22 protein-coding genes and 1 other RNA gene are annotated in these 21,401 nt (G+C 60.7%); 10 read left to right on the top strand and 13 right to left on the bottom strand.

Translation table 11 applies throughout. The features are described from left to right. Nucleotides 1–4: 4 nt before the first annotated feature. From accB to ACQUTG_RS03915, 3 genes are all read right to left on the bottom strand, one after another. A complete protein-coding gene (gene accB, locus ACQUTG_RS03925) occupies nucleotides 5–466 on the bottom strand; it encodes an acetyl-CoA carboxylase biotin carboxyl carrier protein (protein WP_113861382.1) in 462 nt (153 codons plus the stop codon). Nucleotides 467–493: 27 nt separating this feature from the next. Next, a complete protein-coding gene (gene aroQ, locus ACQUTG_RS03920; RefSeq protein ID WP_092003655.1) occupies nucleotides 494–934 on the bottom strand; it encodes a type II 3-dehydroquinate dehydratase in 441 nt (146 codons plus the stop codon). Between the two features lie 264 nt (nucleotides 935–1,198). Beyond that, entirely contained in the window at nucleotides 1,199–2,815 is a 1,617-nt protein-coding gene (locus ACQUTG_RS03915) for a diguanylate cyclase (protein ID WP_428918127.1), read from the bottom strand. Between the two features lie 194 nt (nucleotides 2,816–3,009). On the opposite strand from ACQUTG_RS03915, the gene ACQUTG_RS03910 reads away from it, so the two are divergent. Then, nucleotides 3,010–5,013 (top strand): bifunctional diguanylate cyclase/phosphodiesterase, encoded by a 2,004-nt coding sequence (locus ACQUTG_RS03910; RefSeq protein ID WP_428918126.1) that lies wholly within the window; start codon nucleotides 3,010–3,012, stop codon nucleotides 5,011–5,013. A gap of 7 nt (nucleotides 5,014–5,020) precedes the next feature. Beyond that, the gene (locus ACQUTG_RS03905; protein WP_428918125.1) at nucleotides 5,021–6,073 is read left to right on the top strand and encodes a DUF2333 family protein; all 1,053 of its coding nucleotides are present in this window, start codon (nucleotides 5,021–5,023) and stop codon (nucleotides 6,071–6,073) included. 73 nt (nucleotides 6,074–6,146) lie between these two features. Here ACQUTG_RS03905 and ppa read toward each other — a convergent pair whose 3' ends face one another. From ppa to rpiA, 3 genes are all read right to left on the bottom strand, one after another. Beyond that, a complete protein-coding gene (gene ppa, locus ACQUTG_RS03900) occupies nucleotides 6,147–6,674 on the bottom strand; it encodes an inorganic diphosphatase (protein WP_428918124.1) in 528 nt (175 codons plus the stop codon). A gap of 452 nt (nucleotides 6,675–7,126) precedes the next feature. Then, a complete protein-coding gene (locus ACQUTG_RS03895; RefSeq protein ID WP_428918123.1) occupies nucleotides 7,127–8,266 on the bottom strand; it encodes an acyl-CoA dehydrogenase family protein in 1,140 nt (379 codons plus the stop codon). Between the two features lie 135 nt (nucleotides 8,267–8,401). Further along, entirely contained in the window at nucleotides 8,402–9,082 is a 681-nt protein-coding gene (gene rpiA, locus ACQUTG_RS03890; RefSeq protein WP_428918122.1) for a ribose-5-phosphate isomerase RpiA, read from the bottom strand. A gap of 137 nt (nucleotides 9,083–9,219) precedes the next feature. On the opposite strand from rpiA, the gene ilvA reads away from it, so the two are divergent. Further along, on the top strand, nucleotides 9,220–10,755 hold the full coding sequence (ilvA, locus tag ACQUTG_RS03885) for a threonine ammonia-lyase, biosynthetic (RefSeq protein ID WP_428918121.1): 1,536 nt from the start codon (nucleotides 9,220–9,222) through the stop codon (nucleotides 10,753–10,755). 354 nt (nucleotides 10,756–11,109) lie between these two features. After that, entirely contained in the window at nucleotides 11,110–11,274 is a 165-nt protein-coding gene (locus ACQUTG_RS03880; RefSeq protein ID WP_428918120.1) for a hypothetical protein, read from the top strand. On the opposite strand, the gene ACQUTG_RS03875 is transcribed toward ACQUTG_RS03880, so the two are convergent. The 6 genes from ACQUTG_RS03875 to ACQUTG_RS03850 form a co-directional block, all read right to left on the bottom strand. Continuing rightward, nucleotides 11,244–11,891, bottom strand: coding sequence for a 5-formyltetrahydrofolate cyclo-ligase (locus ACQUTG_RS03875; RefSeq protein WP_428918119.1), 648 nt, complete (start codon nucleotides 11,889–11,891; stop codon nucleotides 11,244–11,246). The genes ACQUTG_RS03880 and ACQUTG_RS03875 overlap by 31 nt on opposite strands. Nucleotides 11,892–11,895: 4 nt before the next feature. Then, nucleotides 11,896–12,077: non-coding RNA, 6S RNA (ssrS, locus tag ACQUTG_RS03870), on the bottom strand. Between the two features lie 51 nt (nucleotides 12,078–12,128). Continuing rightward, nucleotides 12,129–12,425 carry a cell division protein ZapA gene (locus ACQUTG_RS03865; protein ID WP_092003678.1) on the bottom strand — a complete coding sequence of 99 codons (297 nt, stop codon included), beginning with the start codon at nucleotides 12,423–12,425 and terminating at the stop codon, nucleotides 12,129–12,131. Continuing rightward, the gene (locus ACQUTG_RS03860) at nucleotides 12,425–12,631 is read right to left on the bottom strand and encodes a TIGR02449 family protein (protein ID WP_428918118.1); all 207 of its coding nucleotides are present in this window, start codon (nucleotides 12,629–12,631) and stop codon (nucleotides 12,425–12,427) included. Before ACQUTG_RS03860 ends, ACQUTG_RS03865 begins: the two co-directional genes overlap by 1 nt. 102 nt (nucleotides 12,632–12,733) lie before the next feature. Further along, nucleotides 12,734–14,008 carry an ABC transporter permease gene (locus ACQUTG_RS03855; RefSeq protein ID WP_428918117.1) on the bottom strand — a complete coding sequence of 425 codons (1,275 nt, stop codon included), beginning with the start codon at nucleotides 14,006–14,008 and terminating at the stop codon, nucleotides 12,734–12,736. After that, entirely contained in the window at nucleotides 14,005–14,718 is a 714-nt protein-coding gene (locus ACQUTG_RS03850; protein WP_428918116.1) for an ABC transporter ATP-binding protein, read from the bottom strand. The genes ACQUTG_RS03855 and ACQUTG_RS03850 overlap by 4 nt, the downstream gene beginning before the upstream one ends. A 149-nt stretch (nucleotides 14,719–14,867) precedes the next feature. Here ACQUTG_RS03850 and ACQUTG_RS03845 point away from each other — a divergent pair, with 149 nt between their 5' ends. Continuing rightward, nucleotides 14,868–15,308, top strand: a complete 441-nt coding sequence (locus ACQUTG_RS03845) for a DUF3299 domain-containing protein (protein ID WP_428918459.1) — start codon at nucleotides 14,868–14,870, stop codon at nucleotides 15,306–15,308. 1 nt (nucleotide 15,309) lies between these two features. On the opposite strand, the gene ACQUTG_RS03840 is transcribed toward ACQUTG_RS03845, so the two are convergent. Next, nucleotides 15,310–15,858, bottom strand: a complete 549-nt coding sequence (locus ACQUTG_RS03840) for a ZrgA family zinc uptake protein (RefSeq protein WP_428918115.1) — start codon at nucleotides 15,856–15,858, stop codon at nucleotides 15,310–15,312. A gap of 135 nt (nucleotides 15,859–15,993) precedes the next feature. On the opposite strand from ACQUTG_RS03840, the gene ACQUTG_RS03835 reads away from it, so the two are divergent. The 5 genes from ACQUTG_RS03835 to ACQUTG_RS03815 are packed head-to-tail and all read left to right on the top strand — an operon-like array spanning nucleotide 15,994 to nucleotide 21,394. Beyond that, nucleotides 15,994–16,596 carry a UPF0149 family protein gene (locus ACQUTG_RS03835; protein WP_428918114.1) on the top strand — a complete coding sequence of 201 codons (603 nt, stop codon included), beginning with the start codon at nucleotides 15,994–15,996 and terminating at the stop codon, nucleotides 16,594–16,596. A 27-nt stretch (nucleotides 16,597–16,623) separates the two neighbouring features. Further along, nucleotides 16,624–17,943 carry a Xaa-Pro aminopeptidase gene (pepP, locus tag ACQUTG_RS03830; RefSeq protein WP_428918113.1) on the top strand — a complete coding sequence of 440 codons (1,320 nt, stop codon included), beginning with the start codon at nucleotides 16,624–16,626 and terminating at the stop codon, nucleotides 17,941–17,943. A 4-nt stretch (nucleotides 17,944–17,947) separates the two neighbouring features. Then, complete coding sequence (ubiH, locus tag ACQUTG_RS03825) at nucleotides 17,948–19,231, top strand: 2-octaprenyl-6-methoxyphenyl hydroxylase (RefSeq protein WP_428918112.1); 1,284 nt, start codon at nucleotides 17,948–17,950, stop codon at nucleotides 19,229–19,231. Next, a complete protein-coding gene (locus ACQUTG_RS03820; protein WP_428918111.1) occupies nucleotides 19,221–20,444 on the top strand; it encodes a UbiH/UbiF/VisC/COQ6 family ubiquinone biosynthesis hydroxylase in 1,224 nt (407 codons plus the stop codon). The genes ubiH and ACQUTG_RS03820 overlap by 11 nt, the downstream gene beginning before the upstream one ends. A 20-nt stretch (nucleotides 20,445–20,464) precedes the next feature. Further along, nucleotides 20,465–21,394 carry a DUF808 domain-containing protein gene (locus tag ACQUTG_RS03815; protein ID WP_428918110.1) on the top strand — a complete coding sequence of 310 codons (930 nt, stop codon included), beginning with the start codon at nucleotides 20,465–20,467 and terminating at the stop codon, nucleotides 21,392–21,394. Nucleotides 21,395–21,401: the final 7 nt, after the last annotated feature.

Below are 21,401 nucleotides of genomic sequence, written 5' to 3'. Positions count from 1 at the left end.
CAGTTCAGGAAATGACGACCAGGGGCTGGTCAAACTCCACCGGCTGGCCATTTTCGACCAGGATCTCAGTTACAGTTCCGGCCTTGTCAGCCTCGATCTGGTTCATCATCTTCATCGCCTCGACGATGCAGACCACGTCACCGACGTTGACAGTCTGGCCAACTTCCACGAACGCCTGGGCGGTGGGTGACGGTGCCCGGTAGAAGGTACCGACCATCGGGGAGTTCAAGGTATGGCCGGAAGGACCGGCCGGGGCCGCAGGTTCTTCCGCAGCGGGAGCCGGGGCAGGCGCGGGGGCTGCTGCCTGGGGTGCCGGTGCGGGCATATGGCTCACGTACTGGGTGCCGGCGGCCTGCTCGCGACGGCGGGAGATGCGGACAGAATCGTCGCCTTCCTGGATTTCCAGTTCCTCGACGTCGGATTCCTCCAGGAGCTCAATGAGTTTCTTGATCTTGCGAATATCCATAGTTAATCCAGTCCCGTTGTGTCTGATCTATCGGTGAATTCGTTGCAGGGCCGCCTGCAGGGCGAGGTCATACCCCTGGCTGCCCAACCCGCAGATAACGCCAATGGCGATATCGGAAAAATAGGAGTGATGGCGGAACGGTTCCCGCGCATGCACGTTGGAAAGATGCACTTCGATGAAGGGGATCCCGGAAGCCAGCACGGCATCCCGGAGAGCGATGCTGGTATGGGTGAAAGCGGCAGGATTGATGATGAGGAAATCCACGCCTTCGGCCCGTGCTTCATGGACCCGCTCGATCAATTCGTACTCGGCATTGGACTGAAGGTGGAGCAAATGATGGCCCTTTTCGGCCGCTTTCGCCTTCAGTCGGTCATCGATGTCCTTCAGGGTCTCGTAACCGTACACCTCGGGCTCACGGGTGCCGAGCATGTTGAGGTTGGGGCCATGGAGCACAAGAATGGTGGACATGATTACGCCTGCCTTGCTGTCTTTTTAACAGGATCGCCGAAAATCACGGCATTTTCCCACAATGGTGCGTGCTTGTTTTCCTCAGATCAACACTTTTTGACAATCTTCCGTGTTGGCCATTGGTCGTAAAAAGACAGCGCTGGCAATCGAAACGGGATCTTTCCGCTGATGACAATCATTGTCGGCAAGGTCAGGGCCGACTTCCATACGACGTTGGTTTCATAGCTGAAGGTAGGGGCGGCGGACCGGGACCGGCCCGCCGGGTCAGGGGCTATCTGCACTTACGCAGTTACGGCCGGCCTTCTTGGAGGCATACAGCGCCCGGTCGGCCTGGTCGCGCAGTTCCTGGGCGGTTTGCTCCGGCTGCAGGGTGGCGACTCCGCAGCTGAATGTCACATTGAACTCGCGATCGCCCGCGCGCTGGCGGAGTTCCGAGAAGCGTTCTCGTATCTCGTTCAGTACATTGCGGGCATCGCTGGGACGGGTGTCCGGCAGGATGACGGCAAATTCCTCACCGCCATAACGCCCAACATGGTCGGTCTTGCGCAGCCGCTGCTTGAAGAACATGGAAAGGCTGCGCAGAACCCGGTCACCGATCGGGTGCCCGAAGGTGTCATTCACCTTTTTGAAGTAGTCGATGTCGATCATGGCGAAGGACAGGGGCTGGTCTTTCTGACGGGCCTTGGCGATTTCCTGGTCCAGCAGATGCAGGGTGTGGGTATGGTTGTACAACCCGGTCAGGCTGTCACGGATCATCAGAGCCAGCATGGAACGGGCCCGCCGGCCACGGTTGTGGATGGTGGCGATCAGGTGCTTGGGATCAATGGGCTTGGTCAGGAAGTCGTCCCCCCCCAGGCTCATGGCATGGAGCTGTTTGCTGACGTCTTCCTCCGCCGAGAGATAGATGATGGGCACGCTGTGGAAGCGGTCCTGCTGGCGGATCACCCGGGCGATCTCCATGCCGGTGCAGCCGGGCATGTACATGTCCAGAATGATGATTTCCGGGGAGAACTCATCCAGGGCATGAATGATCTGCATTGGGTCGGTGATGATATGAGCCGTCATGCCGGCCCGCTTCAGCACTGTTTCCATGTACTTGGCCTGGGCCCGGGAGTCATCCAGCACCAGCACTCGATAGGGCTCAACGGTATTGCCGTGGGTGTAGGTCTCGATTTTCTCGATCAGCTGGCCGGGGTCGACCGCCGGGTAGAAGAACTCCTCGCCCCCGCACCGTGAGGCCCGGAGGCGGGTTTCGATGGAACCATCTTCGTCACTCACGAAAATGACCGGAATCGGTGTTTCGTGACGTTCCTGAAGATGCTCGATGATACCGATACCGGCATTCGCGCTGCCGCCGAAATTCACATCCATCAGGATGGTTTCCGGTTTGCTCAGGGCACAGGCTTCCATCAGGGCATCCGCAGTGGAAAAGGCCGAGGCCCGGAAGCCGAAAAACTCCAGTTGTCGGATCAGGCGTGCGGCCATCTCCTCATTTCCCAGCGCGACGTAGATCGGAGTCCGCCGGTATTGCAGTGGGGCGTCGGTCTTGTCCTGGTCGGTGCGGCGCAGGGTGCTCTGACACAGGTGTTCCATGGCATCCTGAAGCTGCGGCCACAGCGCCTCGTCCGGAGAGCTGTCTGCGGGCCAGCGGGCCATGAGGTCGAGCGCTTCCTGGCCGGCTTCCGCGTGGCCGTCCATCTCGAAACGCTGGGCGTAGCGCACCAGCTTGTCGGTGGCGCTGACCAGTTCGGCGCGGTGGGAGGCTGCCAGGCTGTGGTCGGAATGGATCTTCTGCCAGGTGTCCAGGACAACCCGTGCCTGGGTGGTTACGCGTCGGGCAAAGTGCTGTCTGAGTTTTTCTTTCTGGCTTTGGTCGTTCATGTTACTCCGGCCCGTCCCTACACATTATGTCCGCCCCGCCCGGTGGGGACGATTTTTTTAACCTTGGTGCTGTTACAGAGTCTATAGTGTTTAAAGTGGTCGGCGCAGGTGGCGCAATGTAAATGTTTGTCAACTCTGGGGTGCAGGTCACAGTTGCTGCGTCGACTGTTGCAGCCCCTCCGGAGCAATTCCTTATGGCATGGAAGCAGAGTCCGCAGTCTGCGCGGAACCAGGCGGGGATGATTACCCTCCGTACCCTGCTGCTGCTTTTTACCGGTAGCCTGCTGGTGTTTGTGCTCGTGGCTGGCTTCGTGACCAGCTTTAGCCATTTTCGGGGCTATGTGTCCGAGCAGCTGACGGGCCATGCCCGGGACGGCGCCACGGCCGTCGGGCTGTCCCTTTCAAATGCCATCGACGGGAGTGATCCGGTGGCCTCAGCGTCCCTCATCGACGCAGTGTTCGACAGCGGCCGGTACCTCAGGGTCATCTACCTGGATCACAAGGGCGAAATCATCGCCGGGCGCAGGAAATCCCTGGACCAGATCGGTGTGCCTGCCTGGTTCCGTTCGGTGGCGGATCTGCCGCTTCCGGTTGCCGAAGCAGAAGTGGTGCGGGGCTGGCGCAGACTCGGGACAGTCCAGGTGGTCAGTGACCCGGGCCGCGCTTACCGGGACCTCTGGCGCATTGCCAGCGGGCTTGTGGTTGCCATTCTGGTGATAGGAGTCCTGGGGCTGTTTGTCCTCTTTATGCTCCTGACACGTACTCTGCGCCCGCTGGCAGCCCTGGAGGAGCAGGCGAAGGCGCTCGGCAATCGGGATTTCCGGCGCCATGTCACCATCCGTTCGACCCGAGAGCTGAATCAGGTGACTGAGGCGATGAACCAGATGTCCGATGATCTCGGGCACCTGTTTGAGGGCCAGGCCAGACTGATCCAGCATCTGCGCCGGCTGAACAATGAGGATCCTGTCACCGGGCTGGCCAGTCGCAGTGCCTTTGATCAGCGTCTCAAGGTCGAAGTCGAATCGGAGGAAAAGTCGGCACCGGGAATTTTGATCCTGATCCATTTGTGGGACTTTGCCGGGTTTAATCAGGCCTTTGGCCGTGCCGAAGGGGATCGCCTTCTGATGCGCATTGCCAGCGAGCTGGACCGTTTCATGGCCCGGCATGCGGGCAGTTTTGCCGGCCGCCGGACCGGGGCTGATTTCGCTATCTACCTGCCGGGCGCCATGCCCGCTGATGGCAGTGTCTGGTGTCGGGGCCTTGTCGAAGAACTGGACAGTATCTATGCCGACCTGGCCTCATCCATGATAGTGGCGGTGCATGCCGGGCTTGCCAGGGCCAGGGTGGGCAGAAGTGCCCGAGAGTTGATGTCTGCTGCCGACGAAGCCCTCAGGAAGGCCCAGGCCCTGGGCGAAACCGGTTGCCAGTTGGCCAATGGAGAGCAGGAACATCACCACAACCAGGAGACCTGGCGGGTGATCCTGACCGAGGCGATACGCAAACAGCGGTTCTCACTGTGGCTGCAACCGATGATCAGTGAACACACAGAGTCACCACTGTATTACCAGGTGTTTTCCAGGCTGGAAACGCCGGAAGGTGAGCTCAAGGCCAGCGTCTTTGTGCCCATGGCAGAGCGGTTCGGGCTGGTTGAGCAGATCGACCGGCTGCTGATGCAAAGAGTACTGGAGAGGCTGGCCGCCAAGCCCGGCCAGGAGCTGGCGGTATCCTTGGCAGGTGCATCGGTGGCCAGCGAGGCGTTCCGCGAGGATCTGCTGGCGTGGCTGGAGCAGGCTGGCGACAGCGCCCGGCAGCTGTGGATCGGGATCTCCGAGCAGACCATCCATCATCACCGCACCGCGGCGGGTCTGCTGGTGCGGGCTCTGGGCCGGATCAATGTGCCGGTGCTGGTGGACCGGTTCGGGGTGGGAGGCGTACCCTTCAGCTATCTCAGGAATCTGAGGTTTCAGGCGCTGCGTATCGATAACAGCTTTATCCACGATATCGACAGTCACGAGGAAAACCGTTTCTACCTGGAATCGGTGATCGGCATAGCGCACCGGCGCGGCGTCCGGGTCTTTGCCACCGGCGTGGAAACGGCTGCGGAGTACTCGGAACTCTGCAAGCTGGGTATCGATGGCGCCATGGGGTACCATTTGGGTCGACCATTCGCTGCTGACCAACAACCGCAAGGGGATTAGGAGTCTTATGCCAGGCAAATTCAGACAGTTCTTCAGGGATCGGAAAGAGGACGTTCAGGATTACGCCGGAGGCAGCGGCGTAATCGGCCGGTTCATCATCGCGGTGCTGGTGATCTACCTGCTGGCGGCCATTGTCGTCGGAATCTACTGGAGCAGCGAACCTGATACCTTCTCCGTGCGCGAGAACACCCGGACGGTGGCCAACACCATGGAGCGAGAACCGGTCACCGGTTTCGCTACCACAACCACAATGATCCGTATTGCCGAAACCCTGCTGGACAAACCCGGTGGCTACATCTCCAACGACATTTTCCCACCGGGATTATGGCTGGATAACATCGCCAACTGGGAATTTGGTGTGCTGGTCCAGCTTCGCGACCTGTCCCGGGCGATGCGCCGGGACATTGCACGGTCCCAGAGCCAGTCCGCCGAAGATCCCGATCTGGTTATCGCCGAGCCCCAGTTCCACTTTGACAGCCAGAGCTGGGCGATCCCGTCTACCGAATCGGAATACCGTCGCGGGATCAGCGCGCTCAAGCGTTACCTGAACCGTCTGTCCGCCCCGGAGCAGGCCGACGCCCAGTTCTTCGCCCGGGCCGACAACCTCAACAGCTGGCTGGCGGATCTGGAGACCCGGCTGGGCAGCCTGTCCCGCAATCTGGGAGAGAGCGTCGGTAAGGCGTCCGTTTCGGATGCGGTTGCCAACGTGGATGCCGACAATCCGCTGGCCGAGGAAACCGGGGGTACCGAAGTGCAGACACCCTGGACCAAAATCGATGATGTCTTCTATGAGGCCCGTGGCAGTGCCTGGGCGTTGTTGCACATCTTCCGGGCTATCGAGGTGGACTTCCGCAAGGTGTTGCAGGACAAAAACGCTATGGCCAGCGTGAAGCAGATCATCATCGAGCTGGAGGGCACCCAGGGCGAGATGTGGAGCCCGGTGATCCTGAACGGTAGCGGCTTCGGCGTGCTGGCCAACCATTCCCTGACCATGGCCGCCTACCTGTCCCGCGCCAACGCGGCAATCAGCGATATGCGGGATCTGTTGTCACGGGGCTGAGGCAGTCCCGTTTCCGAGCACAAAAAAACCGGGTTCAAGGACCCGGTTTTTTGCATCTGACGTGTCTTGCCGATCAGCCCTTGTAGGCGTTGATGGCGTCTTCGATGGCTTTCTTGGCGGCTGCGGCGTTGTCCCAACCCTGTACTTTGACCCACTTGCCCGGCTCGAGAGTCTTGTAGTTCTCGAAGAAGTGGCGGATCTGATCGCGCAGCAGTTCTGGCAGGTCGTCGATTTCCTTCACATCGTGATAGGAGGTGGTCAGCTTGTCGTGGGGCACGGCAACCAGCTTGGCATCGCCACCCGCTTCGTCTTCCATGTTCAGAACGCCGACCGGGCGGGCACGGATGACAGAGCCCGGTTGTACCGGGTACGGGGTGACCACGAGTACGTCCAGGGGGTCGCCGTCGTCGGCCAGGGTGTGGGGGATAAAGCCGTAGTTGGCCGGGTAGAACATCGGGGTGGCCATGAAACGGTCTACCAGCAGGGCGCCCATGTCTTTGTCCAGTTCGTACTTGACCGGGGAGCTGTTGGCCGGAATCTCGATGGCAACGTAGATGTCTTCAGGCGGGTTTTTGCCTGCGGGGATGTTGTCGAATTGCATGTGCGATCCTTCCTGATACGTTGAGGTACGTTTAACTGCGGCTAAAAAGTGGGCGCAATTATACGGGAGTCTCTTGCAGTTCGAAACTAAACCTTGGTCGGCGTGATTGTTGGTCCTGGACTCGTTCTGGCTTGGGAGCAAGCGGCAATCTGACAAGGCCTCCCGAAAAACGCCCGTGAATACGTCCCTGTAGGGCTCGGTCGCGCCATCCATGGCGCTCCACGTTTTCGGGAGGCCTTGTCAGATTGCCGCCCGAACTATCTTCGAGTGCCCATTAAAGAAATAATCACTGCGCCTTTGGAGGCTTGCACTGAAAGTGTGGGGGCCGTATCAGGGGCATTTCCAAAACTGTGCGGAGCCATGGATGGCGGAGCTCAAGCGTCACAGGGACGTGCCGAAGGAGCGTGTTTTGGAAATGCCCCTGATATGGCCCCTCCCCCAAATCCAGAAGGCTACAACTTGATTTGCTTGGCAATCAGCTCCTTCATAATCTCCGTCGTACCGCCTCCGATGGACAGGATCTTGGCGTCTCGGTACAGCCGCTCCACCACTGACTCCCGCATGTAACCCATGCCGCCGAACAGCTGCACCGCCTCCCGGGTGACTTTCTCGCAGACGTCCACCGAGAAGTTTTTGGCCATGGCCACCTGCTTGATCGGGTTCTTGTCGGCCTGCATCAGGGCTGCGCAGCGGTAGGTGTATTCCCGGGCCACGTCGATCTGGGTGGCCATGTCCACCAGCTTGTGGCGGGTCACCTGGAAGCCCGCGACGTTGCGACCGAATGCCTCGCGTTGCCGGGTATAGTCCAGAGCGGCCTCGTAGGCGAGTTGGGCGGTCATATAGGCCATGATGGACAGCATCAACCGTTCGGCCAGGAAGTTGCTCATGATGGCGATGAAGCCGGCGTTCTCGGCGCCGATCAGACGGTCAGCGGGTACCCGGCAGTCCTGGAAGAAGAGTTCGGCGGTGTCGCTGGCCCACCAGCCCATCTTGCGGAGTTTCTTGCCGGTGGAGAAGCCCGGCATGTCGCGGTCGATGAGCAGCAGGCTGATGCCGCCGTGGCCTTCGCCGCCGGTGCGCACGGCGACGGTGTAGTGATCGGCGCGCATGCCGCTGGTAATGAAGGTCTTGCTGCCGTTGACGATGTAGTGGTCGCCTTCCCGGACGGCGCGGGTTCTGAGGTTGGCCACGTCGGAGCCGCCGCCGGGTTCGGTGATGGCCAGGGCGGAGATTTTCTCGCCGCGCAGGACCGGGGGCACGATCTGTTCCCGGATTTCCGGTTTGGCCCATTTCGCCACCGGCGGCAGGCCGATGTCCAGGGAACCCAGGCCCGCGACCAAGCCACCGGAGGTGGAACGCATGAGTTCCTCGGAGACGGCCACCTTCAGGAAGATGTCCCCTTCGCCGGTGCCGCCCAGGGCTTCCGGAAAACCGATGCCAAGCAGGCCGGCGTCCCCCGCCTTTTTATACAAGTCCCGGGGAAATTCGCCCGCCTCCTCCCAGTCGTCGATGTGTGGCAGGACGTGGGTTTCGATAAATTTCCGGGCACTGAGGCGTGCCTGTTCGTGGATGTCGTTGAAGTATTCGGACACGGTCGGGCTCCCTGTGGACAATCGTGAATGGGGGCAGTGTCACCCAAAATCAGAGACCAAGCAAGCGCTTGGTTTGTGGTTTGGGCCAAACAAAAAGGGCTGGCCCGGAAAGCCAGCCCTTGAGGTAGTCCCCGGTCAGGCGCCCTTGCGGGGAATACTCTTGACGCCTTCGCTGGCGCCCAGCAGCAACAGGTCGGCCGGGCGGCGGGCAAACAGACCGTTGGTGACCACGCCGACGATGTTGTTGAGCTGTTCTTCCACATGGATCGGCCGGGAGATATCCATATTGTGGACGTCGATGATGATGTTGCCGTTGTCGGTAACGACACCTTCACGGTACACCGGGTCGCCGCCAAGCTTGACGATTTCCCGGCCGACATGGCTGCGGGCCATGGGGATGACTTCCACCGGCAGGGGGAAGCTACCCAGGATTCCAACCATCTTTGATTCGTCGGCGATGCAGATAAAGGTCTTCGCCACTGCCGCCACGATCTTTTCCCGGGTCAGTGCAGCGCCGCCGCCCTTGATCAGTTCCAGGCGTTCGTTGGTTTCGTCGGCACCGTCCACGTAGAACTCCAGTTCGCCGGCGCTGTTGAGGTCATACACCGGAATGCCGTGGCTCTTCAGGCGTTCGGCGGTGGCTTCGGAGCTGGCCACGGCGCCATCGAACTCGTTTTTCAGCTCGGCCAGCATGTCGATGAAGAAGTTGGCGGTGCTGCCGGTGCCCACGCCGACGATGCTGTCGCTTTCGAGGCGGGGGGTGATGTAGTCCACGGCGGCTTTGGCCACGGCCTTCTTGAGTTCGTCCTGGGTCATGTCGGGCTCCGTCTGCAATTCCGGATGAAATTTAAGGTCATTATAGCGGCCTGAGGAGTCTGCTTATAGACGGCTGCCGTGCAAACTTTCTACACTGTCGGTTTTTCCCGCACATTCACCAAGCAACCGGAACCACTATGCCGCAACGCTACATCAAGAAGATACTCGATGCGCGCGTCTATGACGTGGCCATCGAAACACCCCTGACTGAAGCCCGTAGCCTGTCCAAGCGCTGTACCAACAACATTATGCTCAAGCGCGAAGATCTTCAGCCGGTGTTTTCCTTCAAGATTCGCGGCGCCTACAACCGGATTGCCCAGCTGTCCGAAGAGCAGAAAGCCAAGGGCGTAATCTGCGCGTCCGCCGGCAACCATGCCCAGGGCGTGGCCATGTCCGCGAAGGAACTGGGCATCAAGGCGGTGATTGTGATGCCCCAGACCACGCCGGACATCAAGGTGAAGTCCGTGCGGGACCGGGGCGCCAAAGTGGTACTCAAGGGTGACGCCTTTGATGAGGCCGCAGCCCACGCCCAGGAACTGATCAAGAAGCACGGCTATACCTACATCCCGCCCTTCGATGATCCGGATGTCATCGCGGGGCAGGGCACCGTGGCCATGGAAATGATGTGGCAGTTCTCCCAGCCCCTGCACGCGGTCTTTATCCCGGTGGGCGGCGGCGGCCTGATCGCCGGCATGGCCGCGTACATCAAGTACCTGCGTCCCGAGATCAAGGTGATTGGTGTCGAGCCGGAAGACTCCAATTGCCTGCAGGCGGCCATGAAAGCCGGTGAGCGGGTGATCCTGGATGAAGTCGGGATTTTTGCCGACGGGGTGGCAGTACGCCAGATTGGCGAGGAGCCCTGGAATGTCTGCAAGGACCTGGTAGACGAGGTGATCACGGTTACCACCGACGAGATCTGCGCCGCCATCAAGGATGTGTTCGAGGATACCCGCTCCATCGCGGAGCCGGCCGGGGCGCTTTCCATCGCCGGGCTCAAGAAGTACGTGGAGCGCGAGCAGCTGGAGGGTGAAAACCTGGCTGCGGTCCTCAGCGGCGCCAACATGAACTTCGACCGCCTGCGCTACATCTCCGAGCGCACCGAGATCGGTGAGAAGCGCGAGGCCATTCTCGCCGTCACCATCCCGGAGAAGCCGGGGGCGTTCAAGACTTTCATCAATGCCCTGCACAAGCGCAGCATCACCGAATTCAACTACCGGTATGCCGACGCCCGGAAAGCGGTGATCTTCGTGGGCATCCAGATCCAGGCCGGCGGCCATGGCCGGGACGAGCTGGTGCAGGAACTGCGGGAAAGCGGCTACTCCGTGGTCGACCTGACCGACAGTGACCTGGCCAAGCAGCACATTCGCCACATGGTCGGTGGCCATGCCCCGAGCATCAGTAACGAGAAGGTCTACCAGTTCGAGTTCCCGGAGCGTCCGGGCGCGCTGCTCAAGTTCCTGATGTCGCTGGGGACCCGCTGGAACATTTCGATGTTCCACTACCGCAACCACGGCGCCGCCTATAGCCGGGTTCTGCTGGGCGCCCAGGTGAACGATGACGAGGAGCCGGATTTCGAGAAGATGCTCGACAAGGTCGGTTTCCGGTATGAAAACATGACCGACAACGAAGCCTACCGGTTGTTCCTTGGTGCGGGTAACGGTCAGAGCTCCTGATTGGGAGTAGGATCCAGGTGCGAGGGGCGTTCCGAAACACGCTCCTGGCGGCACCCCTCCGGGGGCCAGCCTGCAATCACAGATTGCAGGTCGTTCGTCTGTCGCATGAAGCTTCGCTTCATAAGCGCTCGGCCTCACCCATGTGACGCTTTAGCTCCGCCATCCATGGCTCCGCACAGTTTCGGAACGCCCCTCGCAGTCTGAATCCCAGAGTTTGGCGATTCTTACCGAATTTTAATCAGTCAAAAATTGTAAAATCAGAGTTAAGTGTTAGTCTTTCGTCTAATTCTCGGAAGCGAGAATAGTTGACTGATTTTCCGATAATTTACCAACCGCGTTCGAGGAAGAATAAAAATGGGTGGCAAGCCTGACATCATCAAAGCCATCGTGCTGATTTTTGCTGTCGGCCTTGTAGTAACCGGATTTACCTCTATCCATGCCTCGGAAGACAAGCCTCGTTATCAGGATAACGTGACCATCAGCGCGCTTCAGGCCGGGGCAGGCCGCCTGAACCGGTAACAGCGCCGGTCCGTCACCACGCTGTGCAGGGGCACATCCCAGGGCTCTATCGGCAGTGCTTTCACTTTCTGGAAATCATGGGCCAGGCCGATCAGCTTGGGGGCCAGCCGTGGCCGCAGCCGGCTGAAGGCAAAAGTCCGGTCATAGAATCCTCCGCCCATACCCAGGCGCCCGCCATTCTCATCAAAGCCCACCAGTGGAAACAGTACCGCATCCAGCGCCCAGGCCGGGCGACGCAGCCCTTTGCTGAACGCGGGCTCGGCAATACCGAAACGGTTTGCGGTCAGTTCCACCCCGTCGTAGTAGGGGCTGAACACCAGTTTGCCGGTATGAATCGGATGCAGCACCGGCAGATAGAAATTGACACCCTTACGCCGGGCGATGTCCATGTAGAGATGGGGATCGATCTCGCCGTCGTTGGGCAGATAAACGGCCACGTGCCGGGCTCGGTGCAGGTCCGGGTTCTTGAGCAGGTTCAGCGCCAGGTATTCCGAGGCCTGCATTTGTTCTTCGAATGACAGCGAGCGCCGCCGCTGGCGCAGGTGTTTGCGCAGCTGGCTTCGGTTCAGGTTATCAGGGTGGGATTCGAACGGTTGGGGAGGAACAAACTTGCTCAAAATAAAGCTTCCCGGGCTGCCGTTATCGGATGTGGCCCTTGAACCCAGAGTTCAAGGTCGGTGGCCGCTGTGACATATTAGGCTTTCCCCTGTCGGGGACGTGCTCACAATGCCCTGAAGTAGCCACCTGGGTAGTGCGCATCGGCTCGAGGACGTATCCGACCATCGCGAACAGCCCAGGAAGTTGATCTCATTATACGGGCAGGTCCGGGGCCAATTGCAACACCTGATCCGGAATCAGTGACCCGTATTTTCCCCGAGGGCATCATCGAGCTTGCTGTCCATGGCCTTGAGAATCGAGCTGGTGGCGTCGGACATGGAATCCTGCTCCAGCAGCTCGTGGGTAATGTTCAGCGCTGCCATCACGGCAATGCGTTCAACGCCGAACACCTTGCCGCTGGAACGGATTTCCCGCATTTTGTGGTCCAGATGCCTGGCGGCGCGAATCAGGGCTTCTTGCTCTTCTTCCGGGCAGGCAACCAGGTATTCCTTGTCGAGAATCTTCACCTCAACGGTGGTGGATTGCTTAGACATCAGTGGTGCTCCAGTGCCCGCAGGCGGCCAATCATGGCTTCGATCTTGTTTTTGGCAAGATCGTTCTTGTGTACCAGCTGGGCCCGCTCCCGGTTCCAGTCGTCCTGGAGCTCCCGCAGCATGGCGTTATCCCGCTCCAGTTTCTGACAGCGTTCGATCAGCTTTTCCAGCTTGTCCGCTAATGCCTGTACTTCGGACTGTTCCATGGCGTGCCCAACATCGATTGTTATGAATGCAAATAACTATAAGTGTGGACGCTAAGTCGGTCAATTTACAGGGTTGTCATAGCAGCCCGGGCGTGACGGCGATCACTGCCCGCTGATCTCCCCGAGACCCTGGGTGCGGGTCCTGCGCCAGGTGCCGAACGCCGGCAGCAGGCCGACCAGCGCGGCCGCGGCCGGTACGGTTGCGAGCAATGCCCATTCGGTCGGGTTCAGGGGCCGGAGTGTCAGGTTGATGCCGTAGTTGTCCAGTAGCCAGGGAGCAATGCTCGTGAGCAGGGCGGCACCCACCGCCAGCGCAAGCAGGCAGGAGACCAGCGCCAGGGCAACACATTCGATCACGTGCAGGGAGGCCACCAGCCCCGTTGACGCGCCGGTGGCGCGGAGGACCGCGATCTCATGGGCCCGCTGGGTCTGCAGTGTCAACAGTACTGCCACCAGTCCCGCCAGGCTGGTAATGACCACGAAGCCGGTAATACCCAGCAGGGCTTTTTCAAATTGCCCCATCAGGCGCCACAGTTCGCTCAGGGCAACGCCGGGGAGAATGGCGGACAGGGGCTCTTCTGCCGACTGGTTCAGGGCGCGCTGGAGCTGAAAGGTGAGCACAGGGGACTTCAGCCCCACATAGGCGGCTGTGATGGCGTCCGGGGTAAAGGTCATCCCCTGGGCTTTTTCCAGGGTCAGGGTTCGGCCCGGAAGGGCCACGCCGGATTCCCAGCCCACGTGCATGGCCTCCATGCCTCCCAGGCTGATGTACACCGCCTGGTCGACCGGGGTGCCGGTGGACTCCAGAATGCCGGTGATCCGGAACGGAGTGTCCTCGTGGTTGGAGAAACTGGTCCTGCCGCCGCCGTGGGACAGGATGATCTCTTCGCCGGGCTGGTGCCCGAGCTCCCGGGCCACGCCGGCACCGAGCACGACGTGGAACACGTCACTGAACCATTCGCCTTCGGCCAGGATGACCGGCTGGTCCTGGCCATAGCGGAAGTGTTCGGGGAAGTTGCTGTCCGTGGCCACTACCCGATAGCCCCGGTAACTGTCGCCCAGGGAAATTGGAATCAGCCAGTCAATTCGTTGGTCTTCCTGAAGTTTCTGGAAGGTGGACCAGCGGATATTGTTGGTGGCATCGCCAATGTGGAACACGGTGTACAGCAGCAGGTTCAGCTGGCCGCTGCGGGCCCCGACAATCAGATCGGTGCCGCTGATGGTGCTGGTGAACGACTGCCGGATTTCGGTGCGCAGGTACTGAATGCCTAGCAGAAGGCTGACACTCAGGGTGAGGGTCAGGCACACCAGGGCCAGGACACGGCGCCGGTGCCAGAGGCTCGCCAGGGCCAGGGAAAAGGCCAGCCCGGTTTTCATGATTCACCTCCCAGATGGACCTGATGATGGAAATGGCTGCTCAGGCTGCGGTCATGGCTGACAAAAACCACCGAGGCGTCCCGTTCGTTGGCCAGACCAAGCAACAGGTCCAGGAAGCGGTCCCGGTTATCGGAATCCAGCGCGGAGGTCGGCTCGTCCGCGAGGATAATGCCGGGGCTGCCTATCAGTGCCCGGGCCGCGGCAATCCGTTGCTGCTGCCCGATGGAAAGGCGGGTGACCTTGCGATGCCAGTGATCCTCGGGGATGGCCAGTAACCTGAGCAGCTCTTTGGCAGCGGAGTCGGGGTCGGGCCGGGTTTGTGCAAGACGAACGCGGGACAGGCGACAGGGCAGGGTAACGTTCGCCAGGGCGCTCAGGTAGGGCACCAGGTTGAACTGCTGGAAAATTACGCCGATATGGTCGGCGCGGAAACGGTCCCGTGCGCCTGAGCCCAGGTACTGCAGTTCGGAATCGAGAATGCTCACCGAGCCGGAGTGGGGTACCTGCATGCCGGATAACAGGCTCAGCAGCGTGCTTTTGCCGCTGCCGCTGGCGCCTTGAAGGAACAGGTGTTCTCCGCGGGGGATGGCCAGATCCGGAAAACGGAGCATGGGTTGAGTCGCGGCCCATTGGAAGCCAAGGTCCCGGGTCTCAAGGGCAAGCTCCCCCTCGTTAGCCCTATTGTGGTGGGTTTCTGTCGTGCTGGTCATGTTGGTGATCGTCGTCCCCAGTGTATGATACTTGCTGGTCCGGAATCTGAACCCCAGGAGTAACCTTGTTGATGTTGTTCCATGCCTTCCCTTCGTATCGTTTCGTCAGCCTGGTCCTGGCGGCCTTGCTCGGATTTGCCTCCGTCTCCATGGCCGCGGAGCCCCGTGAGATTGACTGGCTTGAACTCATGCCCGCCGAGGATCTGGCGCTGCTGGAAAATATGCCAGAAGTCGAGCACGAGGGCGATGGCCCGACCATCCTGCCCGATGAAATCATGACCGGGCGTGTGGTTCCGGAAATGGGTAACGTGGAGGGGCGGATTCCCGGCTTTGTCGTGCCACTGAAAACCACCAACGACATGAAGATCCTGGAATTCTTCCTGGTCCCCTATTACGGCGCCTGCATCCATGTGCCACCGCCCCCGCCCAACCAGATTATCCACGTGAAATACCAGGAGGGCTTCTATCTCGAAGCCCTGTATGACCCGGTATGGATCGAGGGCACCCTGGTGATCGATCGCACCGAGAATGAGATCGGCACCTCCTCCTACTCCATGGTTGCCAACAGCGTGACGCCCTACACGGAGTAGGTTATTGTCGGAGTTCGATGGTTCGTTCGCCATGCTCCAGGCGTGTTGCGCCCTGTGACGTGGCGCCGGCCCACTGCGCCTGCAGGTGCTCAAGGCGTTCAAACCGGGTGGTCAGCGGGGTGGTCAGGGTACTGGCATCCTGCACGCCGGGGCATTCCAGTGTCTGGATGACTTCAAAGGCCGAATGGCCGCCACCGTGATCCCCGTGGTCGTCTTCTCTGCCCTCGTGTTCCTGTTCCTGGCCGCTGTGATGTACATCCGAGCTGATCACGGAGCAGGTGCCGTCCGGGGTATTGATCAACGGTGTTCCGGCGAACCAGTCGTTCGCTTCATTCAGTGCCTGGCTCTGGGCTTCGGTTCTGACTTCATGCTCGAAGCCCACCACGTTGTAGGCGGGTGAGGCAAACATAACTTCTACCTTGCTGCCATCAACCGCGAACGACAGTTCGGCGTGTCCGTGCTGGTGGGCGCCGGGGTTTTCGCCGGAAGTGGCTGCGGCGGCGAGTAGGGTCAAGGGCAGCAAAAGCAATCGGTATCCGGGTCGTTTCATCATGCTCTCCAGTCGATGATGTTATGTTATAACATATTGTGGTTTCCCGGCAGCAAAAGCAAGCGGCAAGTGCCTTGGTGTCGCCTGAATGCTAGGATAGGAACTTCATTCAACAACACAGGATTGTCTTGATTCATGTCCGAATCCGACACCTCTTCCGGCGCCGCCCGCGCTGCAGAATTCGAACGCTGGGCCAACGTCTTTACCGCCCACCAGGCCTTCAGCCACCCCTCAGAGCTCCACGGCGCACTGTGTGGTCGGCTCGCCGCCGGTTCCCGTATCCAGGAACCTGAATGGCTGAGCATGGTGTGCGAGCATATGGGTCTCCCGGAAGACGCAGCTGAAGAATCCGACGACCTGGCGCCCTTCATGAATAAAGCCTACGAACAGACCCTGGCGCTCTTGCAATCGGCCGACATGAGTTTCCATCCTTTACTACCGGATGACGATTACGCCATTGAGCAGCGGCTGGAAGCGCTGGTGGCCTGGGTCCGCGGATTCCTCGAGGGCATGGCCCTGACCGCCGGAGAATCTCTGGGGCAGGCTCCGGACGAGATCCGGGAACTGATTGAGGACATGGTAGCGATCAGCCAGCTGTCCGAGGATGAGGAAGCGGACGAAGAAAGCGAACAGCAGCTGCTGGAAATCACCGAGTATGTCCGGCTCGGGGCCCTGGCCGTATTTACCGAATTCAATGCCCCGGAGAAGCCGGCCTCCGATTCGCCGACCCTGCACTGAGCCGGGTCCAGAACTATGGGAGAATCTATGTCGTCCATGATACCCGTCAAGGAGTTCGCCGAGCGCCGCCGCAAGCTGATGGAGCGCATGGCGCCGGACAGTATTGCCATCCTGCCAGCGGCCCCGGAGCGGGTGCGTAACCGGGATGTACTCCATCCCTTCCGGCAGGACAGTGACTTCCAGTATCTGACCGGCTTTGGTGAGCCCGAGGCGGTGCTGGCCCTGATTCCCGGTCGTGAACATGGCGAGGCGGTGCTGTTCTGCAAGGAACGCCACCCGGAGAAAGAGCTGTGGGACGGTTTTCTATGCGGTCCCGAAGGCGCCATCGAGCGGTTTGGTCTGGACGATGCCTTCCCGATTTCGGATATCGACGACATCCTGCCGGGCATGATCGAGGGCCGCAGCCGGGTCTATTACCCCCTCGGCAAGGATCAGAGCTTCGATCACCGGGTCATGGAGTGGGTCAAGACCATCCGCAGCAAGGTGCGCACCGGAGCCCATCCCCCCGGGGAGTTTGTGGCCCTGGAGCATCTGCTCCACGATCTGCGCCTGTACAAGAGCTCTAACGAGATCAAGGTGATGGCCAAGGCCGGCAAGATCAGTGCGGAGGCCCATCGCAACGCCATGAAACGGGCGCGCCAGGGTGGTTTTGAATACAACCTGGAAGCCACCCTGATCCATACCTTTATGGAGCACGGTGTCCGGTCCACCGCTTACCCGTCGATCGTGGGCAGTGGCGCCAATGGCTGCACCCTGCATTACATCGAGAACAGCGCACCCCTGAAAGAAGGGGACCTGGTGCTGATCGATGCCGGCTGTGAGCTGGAATGTTACGCCTCGGACATTACCCGCACCTTCCCGGTCAGCGGCAAGTTCAGCCCGGAGCAACGTGCTCTGTATGAGGTGGTGCTGGCGGCTCAGTACGAGGCGATTGACGCTGTTCGGCCGGGTAACCACTGGAATCATGCCCATGAGGCGGCGCTCAAGGTGCTCACCCAGGGCCTGATTGAGCTGGGGCTGTTGTCTGGAACGGTGGATGAGGCCATCGAGCAGGAAGCCTATAAGCCGTTCTTCATGCACCGCACCGGCCACTGGCTGGGCCTGGATGTGCATGACGTGGGCGACTACCGCATTGGTGAGGCCTGGCGAGAGCTGGAGCCCGGTATGGTCCTGACCGTGGAGCCCGGCCTGTATATTGCGCCGGACAACTCCAGTGTGGACGAAAAGTGGCGTGGTATCGGTATTCGCATCGAGGACGACGTAGTGGTTACCAAAGACGGTTGCCGCGTCCTGACCGATGAGGTGCCCAAGACCATTGCCGATATTGAAGCGTTGATGGCGGACTGACACGGTGACCGCACTCCAGACTGACCTGATCATTGCCGGCGGCGGCCTGGCCGGCGCTACCCTGGCCCTGGCGCTCGCACGGACGGTGCCCGAGCTTCGGGTAACGGTAGTGGAGACCTTTCCGCTATCTCCGGAAGCGCTGCCGGAGGACTACCAGCCCAGCTATGACGCCCGTTCCACGGCGTTGTCCTGGGGTTCGAGGCTGATCTTCGAAGAGCTGGGGCTCTGGCAGGCATTGTCGGAACACGCCACGCCCATCCACCATATCCATGTTTCCGACCGCGGCCACTTCGGTGCCACCCGACTGCATGCGGAAGATCATCACCAGCATGCCCTGGGCTATGTGGCCGACAACCGCTGGATGGGGCTGTGCCTGATGCGGGCGTTGCTCGATACCGGTGTGCAGTGGCAGGCGCCGGCGGAAGTTGTGGACATGACACCGACAGCGGCCGGCGTGGACGTTCTGATCCGCAAGGACGGCCAGGAGCAGTCCTTGACAGGGCAGTGTCTGGTGGTTGCCGATGGTGGCCGTTCCGGCCTGCGGGAGAAACTTGGCTTTGTCGCCCGCACCGAAAACTACGGGCAGAATGCGCTGATTGCCAATGTCTCCACCGGTGAATCCCACCAGTTTACTGCCTATGAACGGTTTACCGGGGATGGTCCGATGGCGTTGTTGCCCCATGGCTCGCCTCGCCGGCCGGAAAACCAGTCGGCTCTCGTGTGGACCCTGACCGATGAGGCACTGTCGGAGGTGCTGGAGCTGTCGGACGAACAGAAGTGCCAGCGTTTGCAGGACAGGTTTGGCTGGCGGTTGGGTCGGTTTACCCGGATCGGCCAGTGCGGTCATTATCCGCTGAAACTGACCACCGTGGATGAGGCCGTGCGGCCGGGTGTGGCGCTGGTGGGCAATGCCGCCCACGCCCTGCATCCGGTGGCCGGGCAGGGTTTCAATCTGGCCCTCCGAGGATTGATGACCCTGGTGGAACAGTTCCGGCAAGCTGTGGACGAGGGCCGTTCGATTGGTGAGTTGTCGGTGCTCGGTGAATACCAGCGGCGCCATCGCAGGGACTGGCTGCAGACGGTGCAGTTCTCGGACTCGCTGATCCGGATCTTCGGGCAGTCCCTGTTGCCGGTGGCCACGGCACGGGATGCCGGACTGGTCGGACTTGACCTGATGCCCGGTGCCAAACGCTGGTTTGCCCGCAAGGCCATGGGCATCGGCGGCCGCAGAGCGGTTGTCCCGTCAGTTTCCACAGCGGCCAGTGAGGATGCCCGCCATGACCGGTGACATGAACGTCCCGTCCTTCGACATTGTCATCGTCGGTGGGGGCATGATCGGATCGGCCCTGGCTCTGGGTCTTTCCCGCCAGGGCTGGCAGGTCGCTCTGGTCGAGAGTGCCGCAAGGGACATGTTGCTCACGGCCCCGGAGCCGGCCTCAACGGTGGAAGATTTCGAGCCCCGGGTCAGTGCCATTTCCACGGCCAGCCAGCGTTTGCTGGAGGAGCTGGGGGCCTGGTCCGGCGTGATGGAAAGCCGCCACTGTGGCTACCGGGAAATGATCGTCTGGGATGGTGACGGCACCGGCCGGATCCATTTCGATGCCGCCGAGTTGCATGCCCGGGCGCTGGGCACCATCGTCGAGAACCGGAACCTTGTTCGCGCCCTGTTCCGGGAACTCCTGGCCAGTGACGTGACCCTGTTTGATGGGGTCCGGGTCCGGAGCTGGTCCCGGACGGAAGGCGTTGAACTGGAGGGCGGGCGCCGGGTGACGGCCCGGCTGGTAATCGGGGCCGATGGCGCGAACTCGCGCTTACGGCAGTGGGCGGGTATGCCGACCCGGGAATGGGATTACGACCAGCAGGCCATCGTCTGCACCGTGCGGACGGCCCACAGCCACTGCTACACCGCCTGGCAGCGATTCTCTCCCAGTGGTCCGCTTGCCTTTCTGCCGCTGCTGAACGAACATCTGGACGACCAGTTCTGTTCCATTGTCTGGTCCCAGGACACCCCCGAAGCCCGCCGGCTGATGGCCCTCGCTGATGATGACTTCCGGCAGGAATTGGAGCGGGCCATCGAAGGTGAGCTGGGGAGTGTGACAGCGAGTTCCCGCCGTTTTGCCTTCCCTCTGCGTCAGCGCCATGCCAAGGATTATGTGGCCGATGGTCTGGCCCTGGTGGGTGACGCGGCCCATACCATCCACCCCCTGGCAGGCCAGGGCGCCAATCTGGGATACGGGGATGTGCGGGCACTCCTCGACGAAATGAAAAGGGCGAAGGCGCTTGGCCTTGCCCCCGATGATCAACTGGTTCTGACCCGCTACCAACGCCGCCGGAAAGGTGAGAACCTCACCATGATGGCGGCCATGGAAGGCTTCAAGCAGTTGTTCGCCCGGGATGAGTTACCCGTGCGCTGGCTTCGCAATGCCGGCATGCGCTGGCTGAACCGGCTTGGGCCGGTCAAGAATCGTATAGCCGCCGAGGCCATGGGCCTCGTTGACTAATCGAAACAAGGGATTTACCCATGGCAGGAAGCAGTCTGCTTGCGCTGATCGACGACATCGCCACCATCCTCGACGATGTCTCCCTCATGACCAAGACCGCCACCAAGAAAACGGCGGGGGTTCTGGGGGATGACCTGGCGCTCAATGCCCAGCAAGTCACCGGTGTAAAACCGGCCCGCGAGTTGCCGGTGGTCTGGGCGGTCGCCAAGGGTTCCTTTATCAATAAGGCGATCCTGGTGCCGGCCGCCGTGGCCATAAGCTTCTTTGTACCCTGGCTGGTGACCCCGTTGCTGATGCTCGGTGGTGCGTTCCTGTGTTTTGAGGGCTTCGAGAAGCTGGCCCACAAGTTCCTCCACGGCAAGGAGGATGAGGCCCACAAGCAGGAGCTGCACAAGGCCCTGAAAAATCCGGATGTTGACCTGAAGGCACTGGAAAAGGACAAGATCAAGGGCGCGATACGCACCGATTTCATTCTGTCGGCCGAAATCATTGCCATCACCCTCGGCACCGTTACCGGACAAAGCATCGGTATGCAGTTCCTGGTGCTCACCGTGGTGGCGGTGATGATCACCGTCGGGGTCTATGGCCTGGTGGCCGGCATCGTGAAACTGGACGATGGCGGCTTGTACCTCAGCCAGAAGGACAGTGCCTTGGCCCAACGTGTCGGTGAAGGTATCCTCTGGCTGGCTCCCTACATGATGAAGACCCTGTCGATCCTGGGCACCATCGCCATGTTCCTGGTGGGTGGTGGCATCCTCACCCATGGCCTGCCACCGGTCTACGATGCCATTCACCACTTCGCCGAAAGCTTTGGCGGTATTGGTGCCACTCTCGTGCCCACCCTGGCCAATGGCCTGTTCGGGGTCCTGGCCGGTGCCATCCTGGTCGGGGTGCTGACGCCCCTGATCAATTGGTGGCAGAAACGCGGCGGGGAAGTTGCGAAAGAGTAGGCTCCGG

This window comes from Marinobacter sp. DUT-1 (assembly GCF_050379415.1).
Taxonomy (GTDB): Bacteria; Pseudomonadota; Gammaproteobacteria; order Pseudomonadales; family Oleiphilaceae; genus Marinobacter.
Note: the sequence above shows the minus strand (reverse complement) of the source record. Positions and strands in the feature narration are given on the sequence as shown.

What these genes read in the sequence shown, in the direction of transcription:
- accB (WP_113861382.1), bottom strand. Translation starts at nt 466, where the DNA reads ATGGATATTCGCAAGATCAAGAAACTCATTGAGCTCCTGGAGGAATCC.
- aroQ (WP_092003655.1), bottom strand. Translation starts at nt 934, where the DNA reads ATGTCCACCATTCTTGTGCTCCATGGCCCCAACCTCAACATGCTCGGC.
- ACQUTG_RS03915 (WP_428918127.1), bottom strand. Translation starts at nt 2,815, where the DNA reads ATGAACGACCAAAGCCAGAAAGAAAAACTCAGACAGCACTTTGCCCGA.
- ACQUTG_RS03910 (WP_428918126.1), top strand. Translation starts at nt 3,010, where the DNA reads ATGGCATGGAAGCAGAGTCCGCAGTCTGCGCGGAACCAGGCGGGGATG.
- ACQUTG_RS03905 (WP_428918125.1), top strand. Translation starts at nt 5,021, where the DNA reads ATGCCAGGCAAATTCAGACAGTTCTTCAGGGATCGGAAAGAGGACGTT.
- ppa (WP_428918124.1), bottom strand. Translation starts at nt 6,674, where the DNA reads ATGCAATTCGACAACATCCCCGCAGGCAAAAACCCGCCTGAAGACATC.
- rpiA (WP_428918122.1), bottom strand. Translation starts at nt 9,082, where the DNA reads ATGACCCAGGACGAACTCAAGAAGGCCGTGGCCAAAGCCGCCGTGGAC.
- ilvA (WP_428918121.1), top strand. Translation starts at nt 9,220, where the DNA reads ATGCCGCAACGCTACATCAAGAAGATACTCGATGCGCGCGTCTATGAC.
- ACQUTG_RS03880 (WP_428918120.1), top strand. Translation starts at nt 11,110, where the DNA reads ATGGGTGGCAAGCCTGACATCATCAAAGCCATCGTGCTGATTTTTGCT.
- ACQUTG_RS03865 (WP_092003678.1), bottom strand. Translation starts at nt 12,425, where the DNA reads ATGTCTAAGCAATCCACCACCGTTGAGGTGAAGATTCTCGACAAGGAA.
- ACQUTG_RS03860 (WP_428918118.1), bottom strand. Translation starts at nt 12,631, where the DNA reads ATGGAACAGTCCGAAGTACAGGCATTAGCGGACAAGCTGGAAAAGCTG.
- ACQUTG_RS03855 (WP_428918117.1), bottom strand. Translation starts at nt 14,008, where the DNA reads ATGAAAACCGGGCTGGCCTTTTCCCTGGCCCTGGCGAGCCTCTGGCAC.
- ACQUTG_RS03850 (WP_428918116.1), bottom strand. Translation starts at nt 14,718, where the DNA reads ATGACCAGCACGACAGAAACCCACCACAATAGGGCTAACGAGGGGGAG.
- ACQUTG_RS03845 (WP_428918459.1), top strand. Translation starts at nt 14,868, where the DNA reads ATGGCCGCGGAGCCCCGTGAGATTGACTGGCTTGAACTCATGCCCGCC.
- ACQUTG_RS03840 (WP_428918115.1), bottom strand. Translation starts at nt 15,858, where the DNA reads ATGAAACGACCCGGATACCGATTGCTTTTGCTGCCCTTGACCCTACTC.
- ACQUTG_RS03835 (WP_428918114.1), top strand. Translation starts at nt 15,994, where the DNA reads ATGTCCGAATCCGACACCTCTTCCGGCGCCGCCCGCGCTGCAGAATTC.
- pepP (WP_428918113.1), top strand. Translation starts at nt 16,624, where the DNA reads ATGTCGTCCATGATACCCGTCAAGGAGTTCGCCGAGCGCCGCCGCAAG.
- ACQUTG_RS03820 (WP_428918111.1), top strand. Translation starts at nt 19,221, where the DNA reads ATGACCGGTGACATGAACGTCCCGTCCTTCGACATTGTCATCGTCGGT.
- ACQUTG_RS03815 (WP_428918110.1), top strand. Translation starts at nt 20,465, where the DNA reads ATGGCAGGAAGCAGTCTGCTTGCGCTGATCGACGACATCGCCACCATC.